Source organism: Xanthomonas sp. LMC-A-07, from assembly GCF_030208825.1.
GTDB lineage: Bacteria > Pseudomonadota > Gammaproteobacteria > Xanthomonadales > Xanthomonadaceae > Xanthomonas > Xanthomonas campestris.
The window spans coordinates 117,568-141,021 of sequence record NZ_JARVTF010000001.1 but is presented as its reverse complement, the minus strand read 5'-3'; the positions used below and the strand labels follow the sequence as shown (position 1 = coordinate 141,021).

The 23,454-nt window shown below is 67.1% G+C and carries 17 protein-coding genes; 6 read left to right on the top strand and 11 right to left on the bottom strand.

Annotated features, from left to right (window positions below):
- Positions 1–462: 462 nt before the first annotated feature.
- From dinG to aroE, 4 genes are all read right to left on the bottom strand, one after another.
- Positions 463–2,598 (bottom strand): ATP-dependent DNA helicase DinG, encoded by a 2,136-nt coding sequence (gene dinG, locus QRM89_RS00550; protein WP_285447048.1) that lies wholly within the window; start codon positions 2,596–2,598, stop codon positions 463–465.
- A gap of 186 nt (positions 2,599–2,784) precedes the next feature.
- Complete coding sequence (locus QRM89_RS00545) at positions 2,785–3,012, bottom strand: hypothetical protein (RefSeq protein WP_285447047.1); 228 nt, start codon at positions 3,010–3,012, stop codon at positions 2,785–2,787.
- On the bottom strand, positions 3,009–3,362 hold the full coding sequence (locus tag QRM89_RS00540; protein WP_285447046.1) for a hypothetical protein: 354 nt from the start codon (positions 3,360–3,362) through the stop codon (positions 3,009–3,011). The genes QRM89_RS00545 and QRM89_RS00540 overlap by 4 nt, the downstream gene beginning before the upstream one ends.
- Positions 3,363–3,372: 10 nt before the next feature.
- Complete coding sequence (aroE, locus tag QRM89_RS00535) at positions 3,373–4,224, bottom strand: shikimate dehydrogenase (protein WP_042595671.1); 852 nt, start codon at positions 4,222–4,224, stop codon at positions 3,373–3,375.
- Between the two features lie 52 nt (positions 4,225–4,276).
- Between aroE and QRM89_RS00530 the strand changes: the two genes are divergently transcribed.
- Positions 4,277–5,158 carry a TolB-like protein gene (locus tag QRM89_RS00530; RefSeq protein ID WP_285447045.1) on the top strand — a complete coding sequence of 294 codons (882 nt, stop codon included), beginning with the start codon at positions 4,277–4,279 and terminating at the stop codon, positions 5,156–5,158.
- 316 nt (positions 5,159–5,474) lie between these two features.
- On the opposite strand, the gene QRM89_RS00525 is transcribed toward QRM89_RS00530, so the two are convergent.
- From QRM89_RS00525 to QRM89_RS00515, 3 genes are all read right to left on the bottom strand, one after another.
- Positions 5,475–7,994: a sulfite reductase flavoprotein subunit alpha gene (locus tag QRM89_RS00525; RefSeq protein ID WP_285447044.1), complete on the bottom strand. Its 2,520-nt coding sequence runs from the start codon at positions 7,992–7,994 to the stop codon at positions 5,475–5,477.
- A gap of 152 nt (positions 7,995–8,146) precedes the next feature.
- On the bottom strand, positions 8,147–9,136 hold the full coding sequence (gene hemB / locus QRM89_RS00520; RefSeq protein ID WP_285447043.1) for a porphobilinogen synthase: 990 nt from the start codon (positions 9,134–9,136) through the stop codon (positions 8,147–8,149).
- Between the two features lie 342 nt (positions 9,137–9,478).
- Positions 9,479–9,721, bottom strand: a complete 243-nt coding sequence (locus QRM89_RS00515) for a hypothetical protein (RefSeq protein ID WP_170873897.1) — start codon at positions 9,719–9,721, stop codon at positions 9,479–9,481.
- 201 nt (positions 9,722–9,922) lie between these two features.
- Here QRM89_RS00515 and QRM89_RS00510 point away from each other — a divergent pair, with 201 nt between their 5' ends.
- Positions 9,923–10,393, top strand: a complete 471-nt coding sequence (locus tag QRM89_RS00510; protein ID WP_054088446.1) for a hypothetical protein — start codon at positions 9,923–9,925, stop codon at positions 10,391–10,393.
- A gap of 259 nt (positions 10,394–10,652) precedes the next feature.
- Here QRM89_RS00510 and QRM89_RS00505 read toward each other — a convergent pair whose 3' ends face one another.
- The 4 genes from QRM89_RS00505 to QRM89_RS00490 form a co-directional block, all read right to left on the bottom strand.
- Positions 10,653–12,452, bottom strand: coding sequence for a DUF885 domain-containing protein (locus QRM89_RS00505; RefSeq protein ID WP_228424272.1), 1,800 nt, complete (start codon positions 12,450–12,452; stop codon positions 10,653–10,655).
- 224 nt (positions 12,453–12,676) lie between these two features.
- A complete protein-coding gene (locus tag QRM89_RS00500) occupies positions 12,677–13,222 on the bottom strand; it encodes a cytochrome c oxidase assembly factor Coa1 family protein (RefSeq protein WP_285447042.1) in 546 nt (181 codons plus the stop codon).
- 41 nt (positions 13,223–13,263) lie between these two features.
- On the bottom strand, positions 13,264–15,492 hold the full coding sequence (locus QRM89_RS00495; RefSeq protein ID WP_285447041.1) for a S9 family peptidase: 2,229 nt from the start codon (positions 15,490–15,492) through the stop codon (positions 13,264–13,266).
- Between the two features lie 548 nt (positions 15,493–16,040).
- On the bottom strand, positions 16,041–16,730 hold the full coding sequence (locus QRM89_RS00490; RefSeq protein WP_103702462.1) for a glutathione binding-like protein: 690 nt from the start codon (positions 16,728–16,730) through the stop codon (positions 16,041–16,043).
- Positions 16,731–16,981: 251 nt separating this feature from the next.
- Here QRM89_RS00490 and QRM89_RS00485 point away from each other — a divergent pair, with 251 nt between their 5' ends.
- From QRM89_RS00485 to QRM89_RS00470, 4 genes are all read left to right on the top strand, one after another.
- Entirely contained in the window at positions 16,982–19,996 is a 3,015-nt protein-coding gene (locus QRM89_RS00485) for a TonB-dependent receptor (protein WP_285447040.1), read from the top strand.
- A gap of 173 nt (positions 19,997–20,169) precedes the next feature.
- Positions 20,170–20,871, top strand: a complete 702-nt coding sequence (locus tag QRM89_RS00480) for a SapC family protein (RefSeq protein ID WP_285447039.1) — start codon at positions 20,170–20,172, stop codon at positions 20,869–20,871.
- Positions 20,861–21,874 (top strand): cupin-like domain-containing protein, encoded by a 1,014-nt coding sequence (locus tag QRM89_RS00475; protein WP_285447038.1) that lies wholly within the window; start codon positions 20,861–20,863, stop codon positions 21,872–21,874. Before QRM89_RS00480 ends, QRM89_RS00475 begins: the two co-directional genes overlap by 11 nt.
- 9 nt (positions 21,875–21,883) lie before the next feature.
- The gene (locus QRM89_RS00470) at positions 21,884–23,446 is read left to right on the top strand and encodes a tryptophan halogenase family protein (protein WP_285447037.1); all 1,563 of its coding nucleotides are present in this window, start codon (positions 21,884–21,886) and stop codon (positions 23,444–23,446) included.
- Positions 23,447–23,454: the final 8 nt, after the last annotated feature.

The window sequence follows — 23,454 nt, the reverse complement described above, 5'->3', positions numbered from 1 at the left end:
GCATCTCGCGGCGATGGTCAGCGGCTGCCGTGCGTTGCGTGCGCTGCGCGCTTAAATGCTGCGCTGCACGCATGCGTGCCTGGTCAAGACGGTGACCTACTTGGCAGGCTTGATCAAGGCAGCGATACGCGGGTGTGCGTTCGAATAACGAAGCAGGCACCGCATTTCTCAAACGCGCGACAGCGACATACGGTGCGCTTGCGAGACGCACGCTCCAGCGAGCTGCTCGCTTCTTGCATGGAAGCAGGCTGTTTCGCCTGCATCACCTTACGACACGCCCGCCCAGCTGCCACTGATGCCGCAACGATCACCATGGCTGCGCGCGAGACTAGCTCACGCCCACCTCGCCAAGCAGCAGTGTGGGTGCGTGGATCTGCACCGTGCCTGCCATCGCGCATCCATCCGCTGCACTGCGCGCCGCGCGCATCCGTCAAGCGTGCAGGCCGATGCACGCACACCAGCTCAGCGCCCGATCACCCGCTTGAACGGCGGCAGCGCATCGAGGATGCGTTTGCCATAGCGGCGCGTGAGCAGGCGCGAATCGAGGATGATGACGCGGCCGTGGTCGTTGGAACTGCGGATCAGACGGCCAGCAAACTGGGTGAGCGTGCGCAGTGCGTGCGGGATGGCGATCAGGTTGAAGGCGTTGTGGCCGCGGCTTTCCAGCCACTCGCTCAAGGTGGAGGTCTGCGGGTCGGTGGGCACGGCGAAGGGCACCTGGGTGATCACCACCGTGGTGCAGGCTTCGCCGGGCAGATCCAGACCTTCGCCGAAGGAGTTCAAGCCGAATAGCACCGAGCCCTCGCCTGCCGCGATCCGGCGCAGATGCTCGGTGATCAGTTGCGACTTGTTGCCTTCGCCCTGCACCAGCACGCGGTTGCGCTGGGCCAGCGGCAGCAAGTCAGCAACCTTTTCCATCTTCCAGCGCGAGGTGAACAACACGATGCTGCCCTTGGCAGCCCAGTCCAGTTCGCGCACCAGATACTTGGCGACTTCCTTCGGATGGCCTTCGCGATCGTCGGGAGTGACCGGGAAATTGGGCACGATCAATTCGGCCTGATTGGGCAGATCGAACGGCGAGGCCAGCGAGGCCATTTCGGCATGGTCGGGCAAGCCATTGTCGATGGCGAAGGATTGGAAATCGCCGCCGCCGGTCAGCGTAGCCGAGGTCATCACCACCGAATCGACTTCGTTCCACAGCAGGGTGCGCAGCACCTGGGCGGCGGAGACCGGCGAGCAGTGGCAGATCAGATCGCCATCGCGCGAGAGCGTGATCCAGCGCGCCATCGGCGGTTGGCCGTCCTTGTCTTCGCGGCGCCAACCGCTCCACAGATTGTGCTGCTGCTCGGCCATCTCCAGCGCCATGCCCAGGCTGCGCTGCAGGCGCTCGCGCGCGGCATCGTCCTGCTTGCCCTTGGCCACGGTGCCGTGTGCGGCGTGCACCCAGTTGAACAGCGCGCGGGTTTCTTCGCCCAGTTCTTCGATCGCCGGGCCCCATTGCGGCGGCAGCTTGCCGTTGGGCGCACGCCACAACGGATCGCGCTCACCGGGTTCGGGCTTCCAGACGCGTTCGACTTCGGTATGGAACGCCTTGAGCAACTTGGACACGCGCGCGGCCACCTCGATGGCTTCGCTGGGCAGCAGGTTGCCGATCTTGTCCTTGTCCACCGCGCGGTACGCGGCGGCGATCAGGATCTGCATGCGGCCGGTGCGCTTGGCCATGTCGTCCAGCGGCAGATTGGCCGCGCCCTGGTCAATCGCCACGCCGGCAATGTGATGACCTTCGTCGAGCACCAGCAACATGTCCGACGGCGGCGCAATCAACGGCTGGCCGTTCTCGGCATCGCCCAACGACAGCGACGACAGCAACAAGGCGTGATTGGTGACCACGATCTGCGCCTCGCGCACATCGGTGCGCGCCTTGAGCACCGGGCACTGCGCCGCATAGCTGCAGCGACGTCCGGCGCAGCCGGAGGCCGGCGTGGTGACGCGCATGCGCAGCGGCACCGACACCGACTCGGGGGCGTCGTCCAGGTCACCGTTCCAGGTGCGTGCGGCGTAGGCCTTGGCCAGCCGTTTGGCCAGGTCGGCATCGGCCGGGCTGAGCGGGCGGTCGTACAGCACCTGCTCGTCCTCGAACATGCCGTTCTGGCTGGTTTCGCCCTCCAGTTCGGCGGCGTTGCGCGTGCATAGGTACCGGGTGCGGCCCTTGGCCAGCGCGACGGTCGCCTCCAGGCCGGTGGCCTTGAGGAAGGCGGGGATGTCGCGTTCCACCAACTGCGATTGCAGTGCGACCGTGCCGGTGCTGATCACCAGCTTCTTTTTGGTGGCCAGCGCGATCGGCACGCCGGCGGTCAGATAGCCCAGGCTCTTGCCCACGCCGGTCGGCGCCTCGGCCACGCCAATGCCGCCGGAGGTGGCTAGCGCGCGCGACACCAGGCCGATCATCTGGCTCTGCGCGCGGCGGGTGGCGAAGCCGGGCGTATTGGCCTGCAGCTTGGCATAAGCCTCGCGGATGCCGGCCTTGACCGGCTCGGTCAGGGTGCGCTGGGTAGGAACGGGCGCCGACGGGGCGGCCGGTGTGGCAATGTCACTCATCGCGCTATTTTCGCACGGACCGACGCAGCGCCTGCGACCGCGCCGCGCGCCGGCTGAACCGCTGGGCAAAGTGCTGGGGTGGCGCGATCAGGCACGCGCTGCCGCGGGCCTGAGCACCACGCGCCACCGGGCCGGCGTGCCGCCAGTTCGGGCGCGATCACCTCCTGTCACTGTCGCTCGCCTGCGTCAGACGCGGCGCGGCCAGGCGTAGCGGGCCCAGACCAGGCCGATCACCAGCATCGCCAGGCCCATCAGCAGCATGCCCACGCCCACGCCGTTTGGCCCGAAGCGTTCGTACAGCAGGCCGCCGCGGTTGACCGTGGCCAGCCGCTCCGGGTGCAGCAGCGTCCAACCGCCCTGCCCGGCACAGACCAGCCCGATCAGGGTCAACGCGATCGCCTTGAGCGGAATCACTGCAACGCTTCCGGCGTAGCCCGCGCCCGCTGCAGGCTACTGGCCAGGGTCCAGACCAGCACGCCCAGCGCGACGCCCTGCACGCTGACCAGCACCAGCCGCGACACGCTCATCACCATCGAGATGCGCGCCACACTGCCCTGCTGCATCAACCACAACGCCACCGCCTGAATCGCGACTTCGGCCACCGAGCAGGTCAGCAGCAACCACAGCGCCGCCAGCGCGGCCCGGCGTGCCGCCACCGGCGGCGTGCGCCAGACCAGCACCAAGCCGAGCACCAAGGCAATCAGCACCGGCACCCGCGACAGCAGGCTGGTGACGATGGACAACAGCAGATCGGTGGTGGTCATCGCAACGCGCTCAGTCGGCGCTGACCAGCACGGCGTCACGCGCGCGCAGCGCGTCGTACACCGGGTCGGTCTGCGGGCGCACGCCGTGCCACAGCGCAAAGCTTTCCGCGGCCTGTTCCACCAGCATGCCCAGGCCGTCGATGGCGTAGCGGCACTGCGCCGCACGTGCCCAGGCCAGGAACGCGATGGCGGTGGCGCCGTAATTGAGGTCCACCGCCGCAGTGAGGCTGTTGACCAGGCCCAGCGGCAGCGCGAACGCACCGGCGTCGCGATCACGGCCGGCAGCGGTGGCATTGACGATCAGCTCGAAGTCGCCCAGCTCGCGCAGGTCTTCCAGATAGCGCGACACCACGCGCCCGGGTTCGCCCAGCGCATCGCACAGCGCATCGGCGCGCTCGGGCGAGCGGTTCACCACCACCATCTCGGTGATGCCGGCCTCCAGCAGCGCCGGAGCGACGCCGCGTGCGGCACCGCCGGCGCCCAGCAGCAGCACGCGGCGGCCGCGCAGATCCAGGCCGTGCCGCTCGGTGAGGTCACGCACCAGGCCGGCGCCATCGGTGTTGTCGCCCTGCCACTGGCCGTCGTTGCGCACCAGCGTGTTCACCGCACCGGCCACGCGCGCGCGGTCGCTCAGGCTCGCCGACAGGGCGAACGCGGCTTCCTTCAGCGGCAGGGTCACGTTGGCGCCCTTGCCACCGTCGGCCGCGAAGCGCTCCAGCGCGGCGGTGAATTGCTCCGGCGCGGCGTCGATGGCGGTGTAGTCCAGCGCGATGCCGGTCTGCTTCCCGAAGTCGGCATGGATGGCCGGCGACAGCGAATGGGCGACGGGGTGTCCGAACACGGCATAACGGGATACGGGCATGAAACGCTCTCTGGGTTGACTAGACTGGGCGCGACTCAGGCAGGAACACCCCATGCAACTTCGAGTGACGCTGCTCGCGCTGGCGGCAAGTTTACTCTTCGTCCCGTCTGCTTCGGGACTTGCCGAATTCGGCATCGAGGGCATGGGCGTGGTCTCCACGCCCGCCAACGAGGCACGCGCCACGCTCAGCCCCGACGGCCAGCGCATCGTCTGGGCCAGCGATCGGGCAGGCGGCGCCGGTGGCTGGGACCTGTGGCAGGCGCAGCTGGTCGGCGGACGCTGGCAGCAGGCCACGCCGCTGCCGTTGAACACGGCGCTGGACGAGACCACGCCGGTGTTCAGTGCCAACGGGCGCTGGTTGCTGTTCGCCTCCACGCGCGCCGGCGGCGCCGGAGGGAGCGATCTGTATCGCGTGCCGGTGGACGCGCAAGGGCAACTGGGTGCGGTGCAATCGCTGGGCCCGGCGATCAACAGCCGCGGCAACGAGACCGCGCCGACGCTATCGCTGGACGGCATCGCCCTGCTGTTCGCCAGCGACGGCCATGGCGGTGCCGGCGGCCTGGATCTGTTCGTCGCGCATTGGAATGGAGCAGCTTTCATCGCCCCGGCAGCGCTGGGCGAGGTCAACAGCGCCGAGGACGAACGCGACGCGGCCTGGCTGGGCGATGGCCGCGCACTGGTATGGGCGCGCGGGACGTCCGCAGGCCCGAGTCAGCTGTTGCTGGCTGCTTGCAAGGGCGGCCACTACGGCCAGGGCCAGCCGCTACCGCTGTCGTTCAACGGCCCGCAGGAACGCACCTTCGGCGCAGTGGTGGACGCAGCAAAGCCGGGCGAACTGCTGGTGACCGGCAGCGCCCGCGCACCGCGCGCCGGCCAGCTGGATATCTACCGGATGAAGGCGCCGGTGGCGGATGGCGAGATGGGGTGTCGGTGAGTTGGTCGAGTGTGGTCGTGCGCTGCGTCAGGTGATGCTGCGTTGACCGTGTTGAGGGAGGCGTGTGTCGCAGGCATTGGCTTGGTGTGCACGCTGCGTGGGAAGCCATCCTCTCAATGCACGCGGGAATGGCGGTGTTGGCTTTCCCGATGTCGATGTCGATGTCGATGTCGATGTCATCGCCACGCTGCCAGCGCAGATGAGGTTTGCCTGAAGCACGTTCGATCCATCGACGCTGCTTCTTACTACCTGCAACGCCAATGCGCTGGTCGTCCTGGGTGGCCGCGCAGTTCTGCGCCTGCGATACGGACTGCACTCAATACACGTCGCGTCGATACCGGCCGGCGGCGGTGAGCAACTCCAGCCGCGTCTCGCCCAGGATCTCGCGCAGGGCCGCATCCACCTCACGCGCCATGCTGTCCAGGCTGCCGCACACATAAAGGACGGCGCCGCGGTCGATCCAGTGCCGCAGCGTCTCGCCGCGCTCGCGCAGGCGGTGCTGCACATAGCGCTTGTCGGCCTGTTCGCGCGAGAACACCCAATCCAGTTCCTGCAGATGTCCGGCGGCCTGCCAGGCCTGCAATTCATCGCCGAACAAGCGGTCGTGCGCGCGATGGCGTTCGCCGAACAGCAGCCAGTGGCCGTGCACGCCCGCCAGCTCTGCGTCGCGCAACAACGCGCGTAATCCGGCGATACCGGTGCCGTTGCCGATCAACACCAGCGGTGCACCTTCCACACGGTGGAAGCCGGGATTGGTGCGCAGGCGTGCGCGCACCGGTGCGCCCAGCGGCGCATGGCAGACCAGCCAGCCAGAGCCCAGGCCCGGGCTGCCATCGGCGCGCGTGGTCAGCCGCACCACCACCTGCGCGCTGCCATCGGCGGGCACGCTGGCGATGGAATAGTCGCGCGTCGGCAGCCACGCGCAGCCATCGAGCCAGGCCTGCGCCACCGTGCCGGGCACCGGCGGCTGCGCAGGCGGCTCGGGCAGCACGCGTTCGGCGGCGGCCTGGTGCAGCGGCAGCAATTGCGCGTCCACATGCACCAGCGCATCGGCCGCCAAGCCCCAGGCCTGCAGGCAGGCGCGCACGGCGGCGGCGGCATGCGCAGGCTGCACTTCCAGGATGTCGCCGGCCAACCACTGCGCCCCTGCCGGCGGTTGCAGGTCCACCTGCCAGATCGGTGCGCCCACGCTGCCTGGATTGAGCTGGGTCCGCGATAGCACCGGCCAGTCCATCAGCGCCGGGCGGGCCAGCGGCACTGCTGCCACCGGCGCGCCGCTGACCTGCGCCAGCTGCGCGTGCCATTGCGCCAGGGCCTGCGGATCGGCCTGGTCCATTTCCACCGCCGGGAACAGCGCACGTGCGCCCTGCGCCTCCAGCCACTGTTCGATACGCCGCGAAAACCCGCAAAACCGCGCGTACTGCCGGTCGCCCAACGCCAGCACTGCGTAGGCCAACTGCGGCAATGCCAGTGTCTGCCGCAGCATTTCGCGCTCGAATCCGCGCGCCGCATCCGGCGGCTCGCCGTCACCGAAGGTGCTGATGACAAACAGCGCATGCCGCGACTGCTGCAGTTGCGCCGCATCCAGTTGTGCCAGCGAGCGCACCTGCACCGGTACCCCGGCCGATTGCAGATGGCCGGCCGCCTGCCAGGCCAGCCGCTCGGCAAATCCGCTTTGACTGGCAAACCCGATCAGCCACGGCGCGGCCTGCGAGGCGGGCGGCGCGCTCTGCAGCACCTCGCGCGCTGCGCGCAGCTCGCGCTTCTTGCGCCGGCGATCCAGATACAGCATCCAGCCAGTCACAAAGAACACCGACATGCCCGCACTGGCCAGCAGCACCACGATGCGCCCGGGCAGGCCGAAGAAACTACCCGAATGCAGCGGGAACATGCTCACCAACAGCTGCTGGCCAAGCGGCAGCCGGGCGTAGTCCTGGCGCCGCAACAGCACGCCGCTGTGCGCATCCAGCTCCAGGTTGTCGTAGGCGCGATCATGGGCGGGCGCATCCGGCAGGAAACGCACGCTCAGCGGCTGGCCGGCGCGGGTGGGAATACGCAGATCCATCGCCGCGCTGCGGGTTCCCGCAATCCCGTCGAGGGTGCGCTGCACACGAGCGAAATCCACCGGGGGCGGCCGGTGCCCGCGTCCATCGCCGCGCATCGCCGGCTCAGTACCCAGCAGGGCCACCATGCCGTCGCGGTACCAGGTGTAAGACCAGGTCAGCCCGGTCAAGGCAATCAACAGATACACCAGCAGGCACCAGGTGCCGAACACCGCGTGCAGGCTCCACAGAAAACTGCGCCCCTGCCGCCGCCATTCCACCACCCACCAGGTCCGCAGGCTCCACCAGCGACGCGGCCAGCGCAGATACAGGCCCGAGGCGCAGAAGAACAGCAGGATCAGCGTACTGGCGCCGGTAATGGCCTGGCCGCGCTCGCCGGCGGTGAGATGCCGGTGCAGGTCTTCGATAAAGGCGAATGCCCCGCTCAGCCGTGGCGCGCCCACGCGCGCGCCGGTGTAGGGATCGAAATACACACGGCCGCCGGGCTTGCCGGCCAGACGCACCGTGGACGGGCGCCCACCGGTCGGGTCGATCAGCATGCGGGTGATGCCCTGCCCCGGCGCCAGGTCGAGCCGGCGCACCAGCACATCCACGGGCAGTGGCGCCTGCCCGGCGGCATGCCGCTCGGCCAGCTGCGCGATGGCCGGGTTGGCCAGGCGCACGATCTCATTCTCGAAGGACATCAGCGCGCCGGTCAGTCCCATGACGGACAGCACCAGCCCGGCAGTGATGCCCAGCAACCAGTGCAGTTGGAATACAACCGTCTTGAACACGCGCGAGCAGCCTGAAGCAGAGGGCTCGCCATTGTAGATGAGAATCGTTATCGCAGTTGCGCAGGCGCGGGAGCGCCCCGCACCGCATTCAACCGCTCACTACATAAAAAAAAGGCGCCCGCAGGCGCCTGTTCGTGCACTTAGGGCTGCGCTTAGTCCTCGCGCAGCCAGCGCGCCACTTGCGGCGCGAAGTAGGTCAGCACGCCATCAGCACCGGCGCGCTTGAACGCCATCAGCGCTTCCAGCACGCACTTGCGTTCGTCCAGCCAGCCATTGGCGCTGGCGGCTTTCAGCATCGCGTACTCGCCGCTGACCTGGTAAGCGAAGGTCGGCACGCGGAACTCTTCCTTGACCCGCCGCACCACATCCAGATACGGCATGCCCGGCTTGACCATCACCATGTCCGCGCCCTCTTCCAGGTCCAGCGCGATCTCGCGCATGGCCTCGTCGCTGTTGGCCGGGTCCATCTGATAAGTGGTCTTGTCGGCCTTGCCGAGATTGCCGGCGCTGCCCACCGCATCGCGGAACGGGCCGTAGAACGCGGAGGCGTATTTGGCCGAATACGCCATGATGCGCACGTTGAGATGGTCGTCGGCATCCAGCGCGCGGCGGATCGCGCCGATGCGCCCGTCCATCATGTCCGAGGGCGAAATGATGTCCACGCCGGCCTGCGCATGCGACAGCGATTGCTTGACCAGCGCCTCGACAGTGATCTCGTTGAGTACATAACCCTTGACGTCGATCAAACCGTCCTGGCCGTGGGTGGTGTACGGATCCAGCGCCACGTCGGTCATGATGCCCAGCTCGGGGAAGCGCGCCTTGAGGGCGCGCACCGCGCGCTGCGCCAGCCCGTCCGGATTCCAGGCTTCGGCCGCGTCCAGGCTCTTGCCGGCGGGGTCGATCACCGGGAACAGATCGATCACCGGGATGCCCAGTTCAAGCGCGTTTTCCGCCTCGCGCAGCAACTCGTCCAGCGACAGACGTTCGACGCCGGGCATCGAGGCAATCGGCGCGCGCCCTGGCAACTCATGTACGAACACCGGCCAGATCAGATCGTCGGTGGTCAACGTGTTCTCGCGCATCAATCGGCGCGAAAACGCATCGTGGCGCATACGACGTGGACGGTAGTGGGGGTGGGCCATCACGGGCTCCTGAAGTCGAAGAAAAGAGTGGGGCATGCCGTCCGCACGGCACTGCCGTGCGTCGCTCCAGCCTGCCGGCACGGACGCCCCGCGCACGCAACCGCTGGCAATGCGGCGCCTGGCAACTGCGCACTGACCCCGCTGCCTAACCACAACAGTCGCCGCGAAAGACGCGAACGTACTGACAGACAGAGCAGTGCATGGAACGAACGAGCGAAGAGCATCGAAGTCGCCTGCAACACGGTGGCAGGCCAGCGGTGGCAGGCGATGGACAGCGCACAAGTCTACGCCCGCCAGCAGCGGCGAAATGCGCTGCGACGCTGTGTCGCAGCGCTGCAACGCTTAGATCACCCCACCGCCCAGGCTCAGGCGGATGACGCCCACCACGATCACCAGGCCGTTGAGCAACAGGCCGGTCTTGGCCCGGCCACGGTTGCCGGCCGAGGTGAACAACAAGGCGATGGCCGCGATCAGCGCACCAAAGGCCGCGAACGGGATCAGAAACCAGTTGCCCCAGCCCAGCAGCGGAATGAAGGCCAGGACCATCCACAGCAACGCCACAATGCCCCACAGCAGGCTGATCAATCCCACACATCACCTCACACGTGTCTCAGAAGGCGCCCAGCTTAGCGGCGCCGGTGCCTGCGCGCCGTGGGCGGGTGGTCACCGTGACCAATGGCGGCTTGGCGGCGGGCTCACATCGGCCGGCCTAGGGTGTGCGCAAAGTCCGGCGCGATTCAGTCCAGGCGCCGGATGATCACTGCCATTACCCACGGGGGGCCAGGTATGAACATGCAGTCACGCATCAGGCAGGTGGCCATCGGTGCCGCCGCAGCGGCCTTGCTGGCCGGCTGTGCGAGTAGTTCCAAGGTGATGCTGGGCCAGCCACGCGCGCCGATCGATCCGGCGCAGGTGCAGGTTTACTCCAACGCGCCAGTGGGCTCGGTCGAGATCGCCCAGCTCGAATCCACCAGCGCCGCCGGCTTCGGCACCCAAGGCCAGACCGACGCCGCGGTGCTACGCCTCAAGCGCGAAGCCGCCAAGCTCGGCGCCAACGGCGTGGTGATCGTCGGCGTGGGCTCCGAGCGCTCCGGCGGTGGGCTGTCGGTGGGCGGTGGCAGCTACGGCGGCCGCGTCGGCGGCGGCCTGGGCATCGGCATTCCCACCACCCAGAAGCGCGCGGCAGGCATGGCGATCTGGGTGCCGGCTGGTGCCGAGCAACGTGACGCACCGCAGTCAGCGCCGCCCGTGCGCTGACATTCGGCGGCTGTCGAAGCGCATCAGCCGCCTGCAGTGATGCGCGGGAACGATGGACGGTGCAGCCAATGCTGTGCTCGCGCGTGGTTCGTAGCGTTGCTGGCGGCTCGCTACGTTTGTAGCAGCCGCTCTTAGTCTCTGCGTGATACGCCAGACCAGGGCGCAGCGCCTCGCTCAGCTGGACGAAGGCCTGCGGTGCAGACGTGATGCCTGCAGGCTGCAGGCATCACGTCCCTCCTGACGACCAGCTACACGCTGATCAGCGCTTGGACTGCTGCGCTGGAATGAACTGCTTTTCCACCGCCTGGGCCAGCTGGTCCGGCGGTAGCAGGCCCTGGTCGAGCAGGAAGTTGTTGAAGGCCAGGCGGTCGAACTTCTTGCCCAGGGCCAGTTCGGTGCGCATGCGCAGTTCCAGGATGCGGGTGTAGCCGTAGAAGTAGCTGCCGGCCTGTCCGGGGGCGCGCACGGTGTAGCGGTCCAGTTCCTGGCGGGTCATGGCGGCCGACAGGCCGACGTCGTCTTCGAGCACCTGGCGGGCGCGTTCGCGGTCGATCAGGCCCAGGTTGAGCATCGGGTCGAGCATGGCGCGGGCCGCGCGCAGCAGGCGGAACTGCAGGGCGATCAGCTGCCCATCGAGCGGTTCGTACGGCACCATCTCGGCTTCGGCGTACAGCGCCCAGCCTTCGACGTTGACCGAGTTGAAGGCGAACATGCTGCGCGCCAGCGACACGCCGCGCTCCACCATCGCGGTGAACTGCAGTTCGTGCCCCGGGCGGCCTTCGTGGGCGCTGAGCGTCCAGGCGGCCGAGCCGAAGTTGAAGTCGTCGTACTGCTCCTTCTTGCCGCCCTCGGCGGACGGGTTGCCCAGCGGCAGCACGAACTGGCCCTGCTGGCCGGTGTTGCCGATCAGCGGTGCGGGCAGGAAGTGCGGCGCCGGCTGCGCGGCGCTTTCGGCGGCACTGCCCAGGCGCATCTGCATCGGCCGCTTGGGCACATCGACGATGCGCTGCTGGCGGATGATCGGGTCGATCTGGTCGATCACGCCGCGGTAGTGGGTTTCCAGCTGGTCATCGGCAATGGTGTTGCGCTTGAGCGCGCGGATCACCTGCACGTAGTCCTCGCCCTGCACGCCTTTGGCCTTGGCCACCAGCGGCGCCAGCTGGCGCATCGCCGAGCGGGTTTCCATGAACTCCAGCTGCGCGCGCTGGATCAGCTGCTGCGGCGCGATGTCGATACCCACCTGCTTGAGCTGATAGGCATACAGCGGCTCGGGCAGGCGGGTGTCCTTGCGCGCCTTTGGCAGCACAGTGCTGCGGGTCCAGCTGGCGTAGTCCTTGAGCTGGGTGGACATGGCCTTGAGGGCCTCGTCGGCACCGGCGATCTTGTACTTGGCGAATAGCTCGCCGATGCCGGCCACGTAGGTGTCCACGTTCGCCAAAGCCTGTTCAACCTCGCGCTCGGTCGGCTGCAGCAAGGTCTTGTTGCCCAGCTGCTCCTCGTAGCGCTGGCGCGCCAGCGTGGTGGTCGGAGTGGTGCCTGGGACCAGGCCCACGTAGCGCTTGAGACGGTCCAGCGCCTTGGCGCGGCGATCCGGCGCGGTCTGGTCGGACAACAACCCGTTGAGACCACTGAAGACCAGCTGCGGCGCATCGTTCCATGGCAGCAGGTAGCGCTCGTTGAGCTCGCTGCCTTCGATGTTGTCGGTGGCCGCACCGATCATGATCTGCAGGTCCTGGCGCACGTTGGGATCGCGCTCGCTGGCCAGCTTGGCCTGCAGCGCGGTGCGCGCGGTGGCCATCGCCTCGCGGTAGCGCTTTGCATTGTTCGGGCCCAGATCGACCACCTGATCGTCGTAGCCGGGCACACCGAAGAAGCTGGCGTATTCCGGCTGGAACGGTGCCTGGGCGCTCAGCAGGAGTTGCGCGTAGCCGTTGCTGGTTTTGACCCAGGCCGGAGTGGCGGGTGCGCTGGTGGTCCCGGTGGTGGCAGGACTGTTTTGCGCGTGCAGTGGCAGGGAGGCGCCGAGCGCCAGGGCGACAGCAATCACGAGAGGCTTCATCGGGCGGATTTCCAACAGGAGATGCGCGACCGTACGCGGCACACGCGGCGCCGGCAACCTGCCGGAGGTCATGGCCGGCGTACTCGGATCAGGCGGCAGCCGCGCCCGTGGGGTGAGACGCAGTGCGCCGCCACAGCGCGCAGCGCCGCATACCCTGGTGTGCAGCGTCGCTACCAAAAGGTAACCCGCCACGGCTAGGTGCGCCGCTGAGCGCCCGGCGCGCGTTACCGATCCTGCTCCTTCCCTGGCGCGACAGTGTCGGTCGTTTCACTGTCCGGATCAGTCCCGGCATCGGTCGCGCGTGGCCGGCCGGCGGCAGCCGTGGCGTCGTCCAGCAATGCGATCGCGTCGCCGACGTCCGGAACCACCTGCACGCTCGTGTAGTGCCATTGCCCGGCATGCCGCTCGGCCTCGATATACAGGGTGCCGTTGCCACGTGCTCCGTGCAGCGAAACGCTGAGGGTGGCGTGTCCCCCGCCACCGCTGGTCGCGATGTTGCCGCTGGGCAGAAAGCCGTCTTTGATCGGCGCGCCGAGTGCGGTGGCAACGCGGGGATCGTGTTGCGCCGTCAACACGCCGACACGGTAGGGTTCGGTCGATTTCATGACGCGCGCGATGCTTGCCACGAGCGCGCCGATGGAGACGGCCAGGATCACGATCAACAGCAGCGCCAGCAGCGGCACCGCCCATTTCCAATGCCGTGACCACCAGCCGCGCCTCGCCGGTGGCGACGGTGTTGCGGAATGCGGCAGCGATGGGGGCGTGGACATGCGCAGAGCTCCTTATCGACGGCGAACGTGGGGCGGCGTGCTCAGGGTTGCAGGCAACGCGCCAGGAACGCTTCTGCCGTCTTGTAGCGATGCAATGCGGTCTTGCCCGACAACCCATGCTTGGCGCCGGGGTAGGTCATCAGCTCGAACGGCGTGCCGCGTTGTTGCAACCCGCTCATCAGCGCGGTGGAGTTGGTGAACAGCACATTGTCGTCGGCCATGCCGTGGATCAGCAGCAGCTTGGCGCGCAGGCCATCCAGGTGGGTGGCGATGCGTGCCTGGCGATAACCGGCCGCGTTGCCGGCAGGCAGGTCCATGTAGCGCTCGGTGTAATGGGTGTCGTACAGGCCCCAATCGGTGACCGGTGCGCCCGCCACCCCGCAGGCATACGCCTCGCTGTGCTTGGCCAGCAGCATCAAGGTCATGTAACCGCCGTTGGACCAGCCCTGCACGCCGATGCGCGCCGCGTCCACCCAGCGTTGCGTCTTGAGCCACGCCACGCCCTGCAACTGGTCGTCCACTTCCACCGTGCCCTGCTTGCCGTACAGCGCGCCACCAAACGCGCGGCCACGCCGCGGGGTGCCGCGGTTGTCGAGTGAAAACACCACGTAGCCACGCTGCGCCAGGTATTGATCGAACAGTGCATCGCTACGACCGGGCCAGGCATCGACCACGGTCTGCGCGGCCGGGCCGCCGTAGACATACACCACGACCGGATAGCGTTTTGACGGGTCGAAATCGGCCGGCTTGATCAGCCGGTAGTGCAGCGGCGTGCTGCCATCGGCAGCAGTGAGCGTGCCGAATTCCACCGGGCGCTGCGCCTGGCGGTATTTGGCATAGGGATGCTGCGGGTCGGCCACATCGTTCTGCAACAAGGTGGCGATCTTTTCGCCATTGGCGCGAAACAGTTCGATCTGCGGCGGCGTGGTGGTGTTGGACCACGTATCCACATACACGCTGGCGTTGTTGGCGAAGCTGGCCGCATGCGTGCCGTTGGATGCCGAGCGTTTTTCGATGGCGCCGCCGGCCAGTGGCACCGCGTAGATGTGGGTTTGCGTCGGCGAGTCCTTGCTGCCGGTGAAGTACACCATGCCGGCCTGCTCATCGACCGCCAGCAGTGCATCCACCACCCAGGCGCCGGAGGTCAGCGGCGTGAGCGTGGTGCCGTCTTCGGAGGCAACATACAGATGCTCGTAGCCGCTGCGTTCGGAGTTCCAGAGAAAGCGGCCGTCCTTGAGAAAGCGCAGATCGTTGGTGAGCGGCACCCAGGTCGGCGAGGTTTCGGTGATCAGCACGCGTTGCTGACCGCTGGCCAGCGTGGCTTCGATCAGTTGCAGGGTTTTCTGGTCGCGTGACTGGCGCTGGAAGGTCAGCCGCTGCGCATCGCGCCAGTCCACCCGCGCCAGGTAGATGTCCGCTTGCTTGCCGAGGTCGATCCACTGTGGTTTCGCTGACGCGCGCGGGGCGATCACGCCCAGCTGCACGGCGACATTCGGTTGGCCGGCCTGCGGATAGCGCTGGTCGATCACTTCGGTGTGATCGGCGTAGACCTCCGGGCGCTTCTGGATGGGCACGGCGGATTCATCGATGCGCGCGAAGGCGATCGCCGAATCGTCCGGTGCCCACCAGTACCCGGTGTGGCGATCCATTTCTTCGTCGGCGACGAATTCGGCCACGCCATTGCCGATGGTGTCGCTGCCATCGCGGGTCAGCTGTAGCTGTTTGCCGCTGGCGAGATCGATCACCCACAGATTGCGCGCCCGCACGAAACTGACAAAGCCGCCCTTGGGCGAGAGCTTGGCATCGGTGGCGAAGCCTTCGCCATGTGTGAGTTGGCGCACCGCAGCGCTGCCGGTCTTGCGCAGGTCATACAGATACAGCTCGCCGCCCAACGGGAACAGCAGCGCGTGCGCATCCGGCGCCCATTGGTAATCGACGATGCCGGCGAAGGCCGCGATGCGTTGGCGCTCGCGGCGGGCCTTTTCGGCATCGCTCAGGGTCTCGGTGCCGGGCAGCACCACCTTGGAATCCACCAGCAGCCGGGTCTGGCCACTGGCGATGTCGTATTCCCACAGGTCCAGCTGGTTGCGGTCGCTGTCCTTGCCGCGCAGGAAGGTCACCCGCGAGCCGTCGGGCGCGACCTTGGGCTTCATCAGCGTCGGGCCAGACAACGGCAACGGGCCGGTGATGGCCTCCAGAGTGAGCTTTTCGGCGTGGGCCATGGGCACGGTGCTGAGCATGAGGGCAAGGGCGGCGAACAGGGCGCGCATTGAAGATCCTGTCTGGAGACAGCACACAGGATGCGGGCGCGTGGAGTATTTGAGAAGCGCGGTGGTGGTGCGCGTGTGCGCGTGTGCGATGAGGGGCGGTGTCTGCGGCGGTGCGCGTGTGCTGCAGCGTGGTGCTGGGGTGTTGTGGTTGCGCTGCTTTCCGGCGAGCAGGCGTGCCTGTGAGCTGGTGGCTGCAGTTGGCGCGCTGCCGATGAGGGGCGCGCTTTTTTCATGCGGCGCACGTTGCGGGAGCGGTGGGTCTGGCGCCACTTGCGTGCCCTCACCCCAACCCCTCTCCCGGGGGGAGAGGGGCTAGAGCTGCCGGGTTGTGTCGTGCGCGGTTGGTGTATGCGCGTGCCGCTGCCAACCCCTGATTCTGCTTGCTGTTGCTGCTTGCTGTTGCTGCTTGCTGTTGCTGCTTGCTGTTGCTGTTGCTGCTTGTCCTTGTTGCTTGCTGATGCGGTTTTGCGGTGGTTCTTGCTGTGCAGTTGCAACAGTCGCCGCTCTCGCCGCATGTCCTGTTGCGCGACCGCCGCGACCGCTTTGCCTCAGCGCTTGCCAAACAGGTGCTTGCGCTCTTCCTCGCTCAGCGGTTTGCCGGCATCCGGGTTGACCTTGTCCTTCAACGCGTACGCGCGCTGGGTGGCCGGGCGGGCGGCGATGGCGTCGTGCCAGCGCTTCACATGAGGGAACGCGGCGTAGTCCGGCTTGAGGTCGCCATACACTTCGATCCACGGGTAGCTGGCCATGTCGGCGATGCCGTATTCCGGGCCGGCCAGGAACGCGTGCTCGGCCAGGCGCTTGTCGAGCACGCCATGCAGCCGGCGCACCTCGGCGTTGTAGCGTTCGATCGCGTAGGGAATCTTTTCCGGCGCATAGACAGTGAAGTGGCCCATCTGGCCGCTCATCGGGCCCAGCCCGCCCATCTGCCAGAACAGCCATTCCAGCGCCGCGATGCGGCCGCGTGCGTCGCGCGGCAGAAAGCGCCCGGTCTTCTCGGCCAGGTACAGCAGGATGGCGCCGGACTCGAACACGCTCAGCGGCGCGCCACCGCCGGCCGGTGCGTGGTCCACGATGGCGGGCATCTTGTTGTTGGGCGAAATCTGCAGGAAGGCGGGCTCGAACTGGGCACCCTTGCCGATATTGACCGGCTTGAGGGTGTACTCCAGCCCGGCCTCTTCCAGAAACAAGGTGACCTTGTGGCCATTGGGGGTGGGCCAGTAGTACAGGTCGATCATTAGATGCTCCAGTTCGGAAGGAAGATGCACGCGGCGGCGCGCCGGCAACTTCGGATGGTACGGCCAAGCGCAGCCAGGCAACGGTGCCCAATGCCGCGCCGGCTGGAACGATGTGTGACGCGATTGGCTCGCGGCCGATGCTGCAGTGCAAGTTGACTTGTTAAGAGCCGCGCTAACAAATGCACGACTGCTTAATTAACCTTGCCTGTCCAGCTCGGACCGGCGTTTTGTTCATTTGGGGAAGAAACACCGTGAGAGAGCCACGCACCTTGCCGCGTACGCGACGCCTGACGTCTGCCTTGCTGTTTGCACTGTCCGCACCGCTGGCCGCGCAAACCGCGCCGGCGCCGCAGTCGGCCTCGACCGTCCCCGGCTCCAGCCAGGCCGACCCCGCCACGCTCGATACCGTGCAGGTCAGCGGTATCCGCGGCAGTCTCACCTCGTCGATGAACGTCAAGCGCGATGCGCAGGGCATCGTCGATGGCATCGTGGCCGAGGACATCGGCAAGTTTCCCGACACCAACCTGGCCGAGTCGCTGCAGCGCATCAGCGGTGTGTCGATCGACCGCTCGCTGGGCGAAGGCTCGCGCGTCACCGTGCGTGGCGTCGGCCCGGACTTCAACCTGGTGCTGTTGAACGGCCGGCAGATGCCCGGCGCCAGCATCGAAGAATCCAATGCGTCCAACTCGCGTGCGTTCGACTTCGCCAACCTGGCGTCCGAGTCGATCTCCGGCATCGAGGTGTTCAAGACCAGCCGCGCCAGCACGCCCACCGGCGGCATTGGCGCCACCATCAACATCAAGACCGCCCGGCCGCTGGACAACCCGGGCATGCATGCCAATGTGGGGCTGAAGGGCGTGCACGATGCGTCCAACGAGAACCTGCCCGGCCGCCTGCAGGGCGATGCGCTGACGCCGGAAATCTCCGGCATCTTCAGCAACACCTCGGCTGATGGACGCTTTGGCGTGTCGCTAAGCGGCAGCTACCAGGAGCGCGACTTCGGCTACAGCCAGGTCGGCGTGCCCAACGGCTGGCGCTCATTCCGTGGCGATTCCACCGCCTACGGCACCATCCCGCAGCCGGGTGCGCCGGGCTCGGAGAACATCACCAACCGCCCCGGCCCGAACGACATCTACTCGGTGCCGCAGAACCTCAACTACCGCGTGGTCGGCGTCGAACGCCAACGCACCAACGGTCAGCTGGTGCTGCAGTACAAGCCGCTGGACAACATCACCACCACGCTGGATTACACGTACTCGGAAAACAAGATCCAGCAGCAGCGTAATGAAATGTCGGTGTGGTTCAACTATGGGCCTTCGGCCAGCGCCTGGACCAATGGTCCGGTCGCCGGCCCGGTGACCTATTCTGAAATCGTCAATCCGGCCACCAGCGATCTGGCCACCGCCGGCTCCAACGCGGCCACGCGCAACCAGAACAAGTCGCTGGGCTTCAACGTGGACTGGGCGGTGAACGATCAGTTCAAGCTCAACTTCGATATCCACCGCTCCACGGCCGAAGCCGGTGCGGACAGCCCGTACGGTTCTAGCAATTCGCTGGGTGTGTCGGGCTTTTACCGCGGCACCTCGGTGGTGGATTTCAGCAAGGATTTCCCGGTGTTGCAGCAGCAGTTGGGCTTCGGCCTGAACGGGCTGGACCCCTCGCGCACGCTGGTCACCGGCTCGGCGTTCCGCAATAGCTACATGAAGTCGGAGATCGACCAGGCGCAGGTCAACGGCGACTTCACCTTCGAAAATTATTCGCAGTTGAAGTTCGGTATCGGCAGCACCGAGGTCAAGAACCGCTCGGCATTCTCCAACGTGCAGCGCGATACCTGGGGCGGCAACGGCACCGCGGCCGATTACCCGGACGATCTGTGGATTCCCAGTTCGTTTGCGCAGTATTTCGATGCGATCGACGGCAGCGGCAACCCGGCGCAGTTCAACCAGTTGTTCCTGTTCGACTTCGAGCGCGCACGTCAGGCCGCCGCGCAAGCTGCGGGCGATGACGCGCTGTACCGCATCTCGCCGGTGTTCACCACCGACCGCCGCGTGACCGAAAAGTCCAAGAACGCCTATCTGCAGTGGAACAACAGCTGGGACGAGTTGCGCGTGCCGATCAGTCTGGCCGCCGGTGTGCGTTACGAAGAAACCAAGGTGGACGCACAGGCACTGGTGCCGGTGGCAGTGGACATCGATTGGGTCGCCAACAACGAATTGCCGATCCGCCTGGCCGACTCGGCGTTCGCCAGCGGCAGCGGCAAGTACGAATACTGGCTGCCCAGTCTGGACCTGAGCTTCAAGCTCACCGACGACCTGGTGCTGCGCGCCAGCTACGGCGAAACCATCGGCCGGCCCGGCTGGGGCGATATCCAGGGCGGGCAGACGCTCAACCAGATCGCACGTCTGGAAGGCGGCACCGGCCAGGAAGGCAATCCCGGCCTGAAGCCGCTGCTCTCGCACAACATCGATTTCTCGCTGGAGTGGTATTACAGCGATGCCAGCTACGCCTCGGTGGGCTTCTTCCGCAAGAACATCGACAACTACATCGGCGTGACCACGCGCAACGACGCCTCGCTGGGCCTGAACACGCCGGTGGGCGGCGCGTACTGGAACGAAGCGCTCGGCAACGGCTGCGCCTCGGCCGACCTGACCTGTATCCGCAACTACATCTTCCGCAACCGCGGCGGCGCGCCCGGCGTGGTACGCGGGGCCGACGATGCCAACGGCAACGCCACTGGCGTGATCAGCGGCCAGCCCGGCGACCCGGTGGCCAACTTCGCCATCACCGCGCCGGCCAACCAGCGCTCGGCGTCGCTGGACGGTTGGGAATTCAACCTGCAGCACATGTTCGGCGACAGCGGGTTCGGCGTCTCGGCCAACTACACCATGGTCGACTCGGGCCTGACCTACGACAACTATGTGATCGGCGAGCAGTTCGCGCTGGAAGGGCTGAGCGATTCGGCCAACGTGGTCGGCTTCTACGACAGGGACAAGTGGCAGGTGCGTGCGGCCTACAACTGGCGCGACGAGTTCCTGGCCGCACGCTTCGATGGCAGCGGCCAGCCCAATCCGGTCTACACCGAAGCCTATGGCCAGCTGGATCTGAGCATCGGCTACCAGTGGACCGAGAACCTGTCGCTGAGCCTGGAGGCGATCAACCTCACCGACGAGGTGCAGCGCCAGCACGGCAGGCAGTCGAACCAGATCGTCTATGCCACCCAGACTGGCCCGCGCTACATGCTGGGCGTGCGCTACAAGTTCTGGTGATGCGGTTCTGATGCGGTTGCTGTGTTGATCCAACGCGTCTCCCGGCAGCCTGGCTGCCGGGTGGCGTGCATGGCCGTTGCGGCCGGCCCTGCGGTGTTGCGCCATGGGGCTTGCCGTCGCACGGCGATTCGTTGAAGCATGGGCCACGCGCCCCGCGTGCTGTGCCATTCCCCATGACCGATCCCGTGCTGTTGAACAATCTCGATCACCGCGACCTGCGTGTGATCACCACACACGGCGCCGCCTATGGCGACAACGTGATGTCGGCCGCCACTTTTCCGCTGGAATTCCGCCAGCTTCAGGCGCAATACCCAATCGTGTTCCATCGCGATGCCGACGGGCAGTTCCAGCCGCTGGCCCTGCTGGGCCTGCGCATGGGCGAAAACCTGTTCCTGGACGGCGCGCGCTGGGATGCGCCATATGTGCCACTGGCGATCCAGCGCCAACCGTTTTTGATCGGCCAGCAGCCCGACGGGCCGATGGTGCATGTGGACCTGGACAGCCCGCGCATCAGCACCGCCGAAGGCGAGCCGCTGTTCCGCGAGCACGGTGGCACCACCGAGTTTCTGGAGCGCATCAGCCAGGTGCTACGCACGCTGCATGACGGGCTGCATGCCACGCGGGAGTTCATGAGCCGCTTGCTGGCGCACGACCTGCTGGAACCGTTCGTGTTCGAGGCCACGCTGGACAACGGCGTGGAATGCCGGCTCGCCGGTCTGTATGCCGTGCACGAAGAGCGCCTGCGCGCGCTGGGTGACGAAGCACTGCTCAGCCTGCACAAGCATGGCGATCTGGAACCGCTGTACATGGCGGTGGCCTCGATCGCGCAGTTCCGCCACCTGCTGGACCGCATGAACCGCCGCCATGCCGGCTGAGCCGCGCCCCATCTCCGAACTGCACGGGCTGGATCCACAGCAACTGGATCCGGCACTGCTGCGCTCGACCACGCCGCTGGTGTTGCGCGGGCTGGTGCGCGACTGGCCGCTGGCCCGCGCCGGCGCGCAGTCTGCGCAGGCCGCCGCCCAGTACCTGCGCAGGTTCGACCGCGGCGAGGCGGTGGTGGCGCAGGTCGGGCCACCGGAGATCGCGGGGCGGTTCTTCTACAACGCCGACATGAGCGGCTTCAACTTCCGGCCCGAGCGGGTGCCGCTGGCGGTGGTGCTGGAGACCTTGCTGCGCGATCTGGAGGTTGCGCAGCCGCCGGCGATCTACGTGGGCTCCACCACGCTGGACACCTACCTGCCCGGCCTGCGCGCGGACAACCCCATCACCCTGCCGCAGGCCGAGCCGCTGGCAAGCATCTGGATCGGCAACCGCACCCGCATTGCCGCTCACCAGGACCTGCCCGACAACCTGGCCTGCGTGGTGGCAGGGCGCCGCCGCTTCACGCTGTTTCCGCCGGAGCAGCTGGCCAATCTCTACATCGGCCCGCTGGATCTCACCCCGGCCGGCCAGCCGGTCAGCCTGGTGGATATCACCGCGCCGGACCTGGAGCGCTTCCCGCGCTATGCGCAGGCGCTGGAACACGCACTGGTGGCCGACCTGGAACCGGGCGATGCGGTGTTCATGCCCAGCATGTGGTGGCACCACATCCAGGCACTGGACGGCTTCAACGTGCTGGTCAATTTCTGGTGGCGGCAAAGTCCGGCCTATATGGATTCGCCAATGAACGCGCTGATGCTGGCGCTGCTCACCATCCGCGACCTGCCGGCCGAACAACGCGCCACCTGGCAGGAGGTGTTCCGCCACTACGTGTTCGACGCCGATGCCGACACCGCCGCACATCTGCCCGAGGCCGCGCGCGGCGTGCTCGCCCCGATGGACGACGCCCGCGCCCGCGCCTTGCGCGCGCGCCTGCTGCAACGCCTGAATCGCTAAGGATCTCCCATGCACGCCCCTGTCCCCTCCGAGTCGCAACGCCTGGTCCGCCGCGTGGTCATCGCCGGTGGCGGTACCGCCGGCTGGATGGCCGCCGCCGCGCTGTCCAAGCTGCTCGGCCGGCAGCTGCAGATCACCCTGGTGGAATCGGACGAGATCGGCACGGTGGGCGTGGGCGAAGCCACCATCCCCAGCCTGGTGACCTTCCACCGGCTGCTGGAGATCGACGAAGCGCAGTTCATGGCCGCCACCCAGGCCACCTTCAAGGTGGGCATCGCCTTCGAACATTGGCGCGATGTGGACCGCCACTACATCCATTCCTTTGGCCACACCGGTACCGATCACTGGAGCGCGGGCTTTCAGCACTTCTGGCTGAAGGCACGCGCACGCGGCGTGGCGCGCGACTTCGGCGACTACTGCCTGGAGCTGCGGGCCGCGCAGGAAGGCCGCTTTGCGCATCTGCCCAACGGCGGCATGAATTACGCCTATCACCTGGACGCAGGGCTGTACGCGCGCTTCCTGCGTCGCTTCAGCGAAGGCTTCGGCGTGCAGCGCATCGAAGGCCGCATCGGCAGCGTGCAGACCGACGCGCACAGCGGCGACATCGCCGCCCTGGTGCTGGACGACGGCACCCGCATCGAGGGCGACCTGTTCCTGGATTGCACCGGCTTCCGCGCGCTGCTGATCGGCCAGACGCTGGGCGTGGGCAGCGAAGACTGGTCGCGCTGGTTGTTCGCCGACAGCGCGCTGGCCGTGCAGACCGAATCGGTGGGCGCGCCAGTGACCTTCACCCGCGCGCGCGCCGATCGCGCCGGCTGGATGTGGCGCATTCCACTGCAGCACCGGGTGGGCAACGGCATCGTGTATTCCAGCCGCTACATGGACCAGGACAGCGCCGCGCAGGTGCTGGAACACAACCTGCAGGGCCGCGCGCTCACCACTCCGCGGGCATTGCGCTTCACCCCCAACCAGCGCCACCGCGTGTGGGAAAAGAACTGCGTGGCGCTGGGCCTGGCCAGCGGCTTTCTGGAGCCGATCGAGTCCACCAACATCCATCTGATCCAGCGCGGCATTGTCCGCCTGCTGCAGACGTTTCCGCAGGTCATCGACCCGGTGGACATCGCCGAATACAACCGACAGGCGGCCGAGGAGATCGCGCACATCCGCGATTTCGTGATCCTGCATTACCACGCCACCGACCGCCGCGACACGGCGTTCTGGCGCGATTGCGCCGGTATGGACATCCCCGACAGCCTGCGCCACCGCATGGAGCTGTTCCGCCAGAGCGGGCGCGTGTTCCACCAGGGCAATGAGTTGTTCGCGGAGAATTCCTGGATCCAGGTGATGCTGGGCCAGGGCATCGTGCCGCGGCACCACCACCCGGTGGCCGACCTGATGGGCGATGTCGAGCTGAGCCAGTTCCTGGAGGGCATCCGCCAGCGCGTGGAGGCCACCCTGGCCCGCCTGCCGCCGCATGCCGAGTTCCTGCGCCGCTATTGCCCGGCCCCGGCACCGCCCGCGCCCATGCCACAGCCGGCACCGGGCACGCCGCTCGCCGCACCGGCTGCCTGAATTTCGCG

Coding starts and splice junctions, on each gene's coding strand:
- QRM89_RS00475 (WP_285447038.1), top strand. CDS start 20,861: ATGCCGGCTGAGCCGCGCCCCATCTCCGAACTGCACGGGCTGGATCCA.
- QRM89_RS00540 (WP_285447046.1), bottom strand. CDS start 3,362: ATGACCACCACCGATCTGCTGTTGTCCATCGTCACCAGCCTGCTGTCG.
- QRM89_RS00480 (WP_285447039.1), top strand. CDS start 20,170: ATGACCGATCCCGTGCTGTTGAACAATCTCGATCACCGCGACCTGCGT.
- aroE (WP_042595671.1), bottom strand. CDS start 4,224: ATGCCCGTATCCCGTTATGCCGTGTTCGGACACCCCGTCGCCCATTCG.
- hemB (WP_285447043.1), bottom strand. CDS start 9,136: ATGGCCCACCCCCACTACCGTCCACGTCGTATGCGCCACGATGCGTTT.
- QRM89_RS00505 (WP_228424272.1), bottom strand. CDS start 12,452: ATGAAGCCTCTCGTGATTGCTGTCGCCCTGGCGCTCGGCGCCTCCCTG.
- QRM89_RS00500 (WP_285447042.1), bottom strand. CDS start 13,222: ATGTCCACGCCCCCATCGCTGCCGCATTCCGCAACACCGTCGCCACCG.
- QRM89_RS00510 (WP_054088446.1), top strand. CDS start 9,923: ATGAACATGCAGTCACGCATCAGGCAGGTGGCCATCGGTGCCGCCGCA.
- QRM89_RS00530 (WP_285447045.1), top strand. CDS start 4,277: ATGCAACTTCGAGTGACGCTGCTCGCGCTGGCGGCAAGTTTACTCTTC.
- QRM89_RS00490 (WP_103702462.1), bottom strand. CDS start 16,730: ATGATCGACCTGTACTACTGGCCCACCCCCAATGGCCACAAGGTCACC.
- QRM89_RS00495 (WP_285447041.1), bottom strand. CDS start 15,492: ATGCGCGCCCTGTTCGCCGCCCTTGCCCTCATGCTCAGCACCGTGCCC.
- QRM89_RS00470 (WP_285447037.1), top strand. CDS start 21,884: ATGCACGCCCCTGTCCCCTCCGAGTCGCAACGCCTGGTCCGCCGCGTG.
- dinG (WP_285447048.1), bottom strand. CDS start 2,598: ATGAGTGACATTGCCACACCGGCCGCCCCGTCGGCGCCCGTTCCTACC.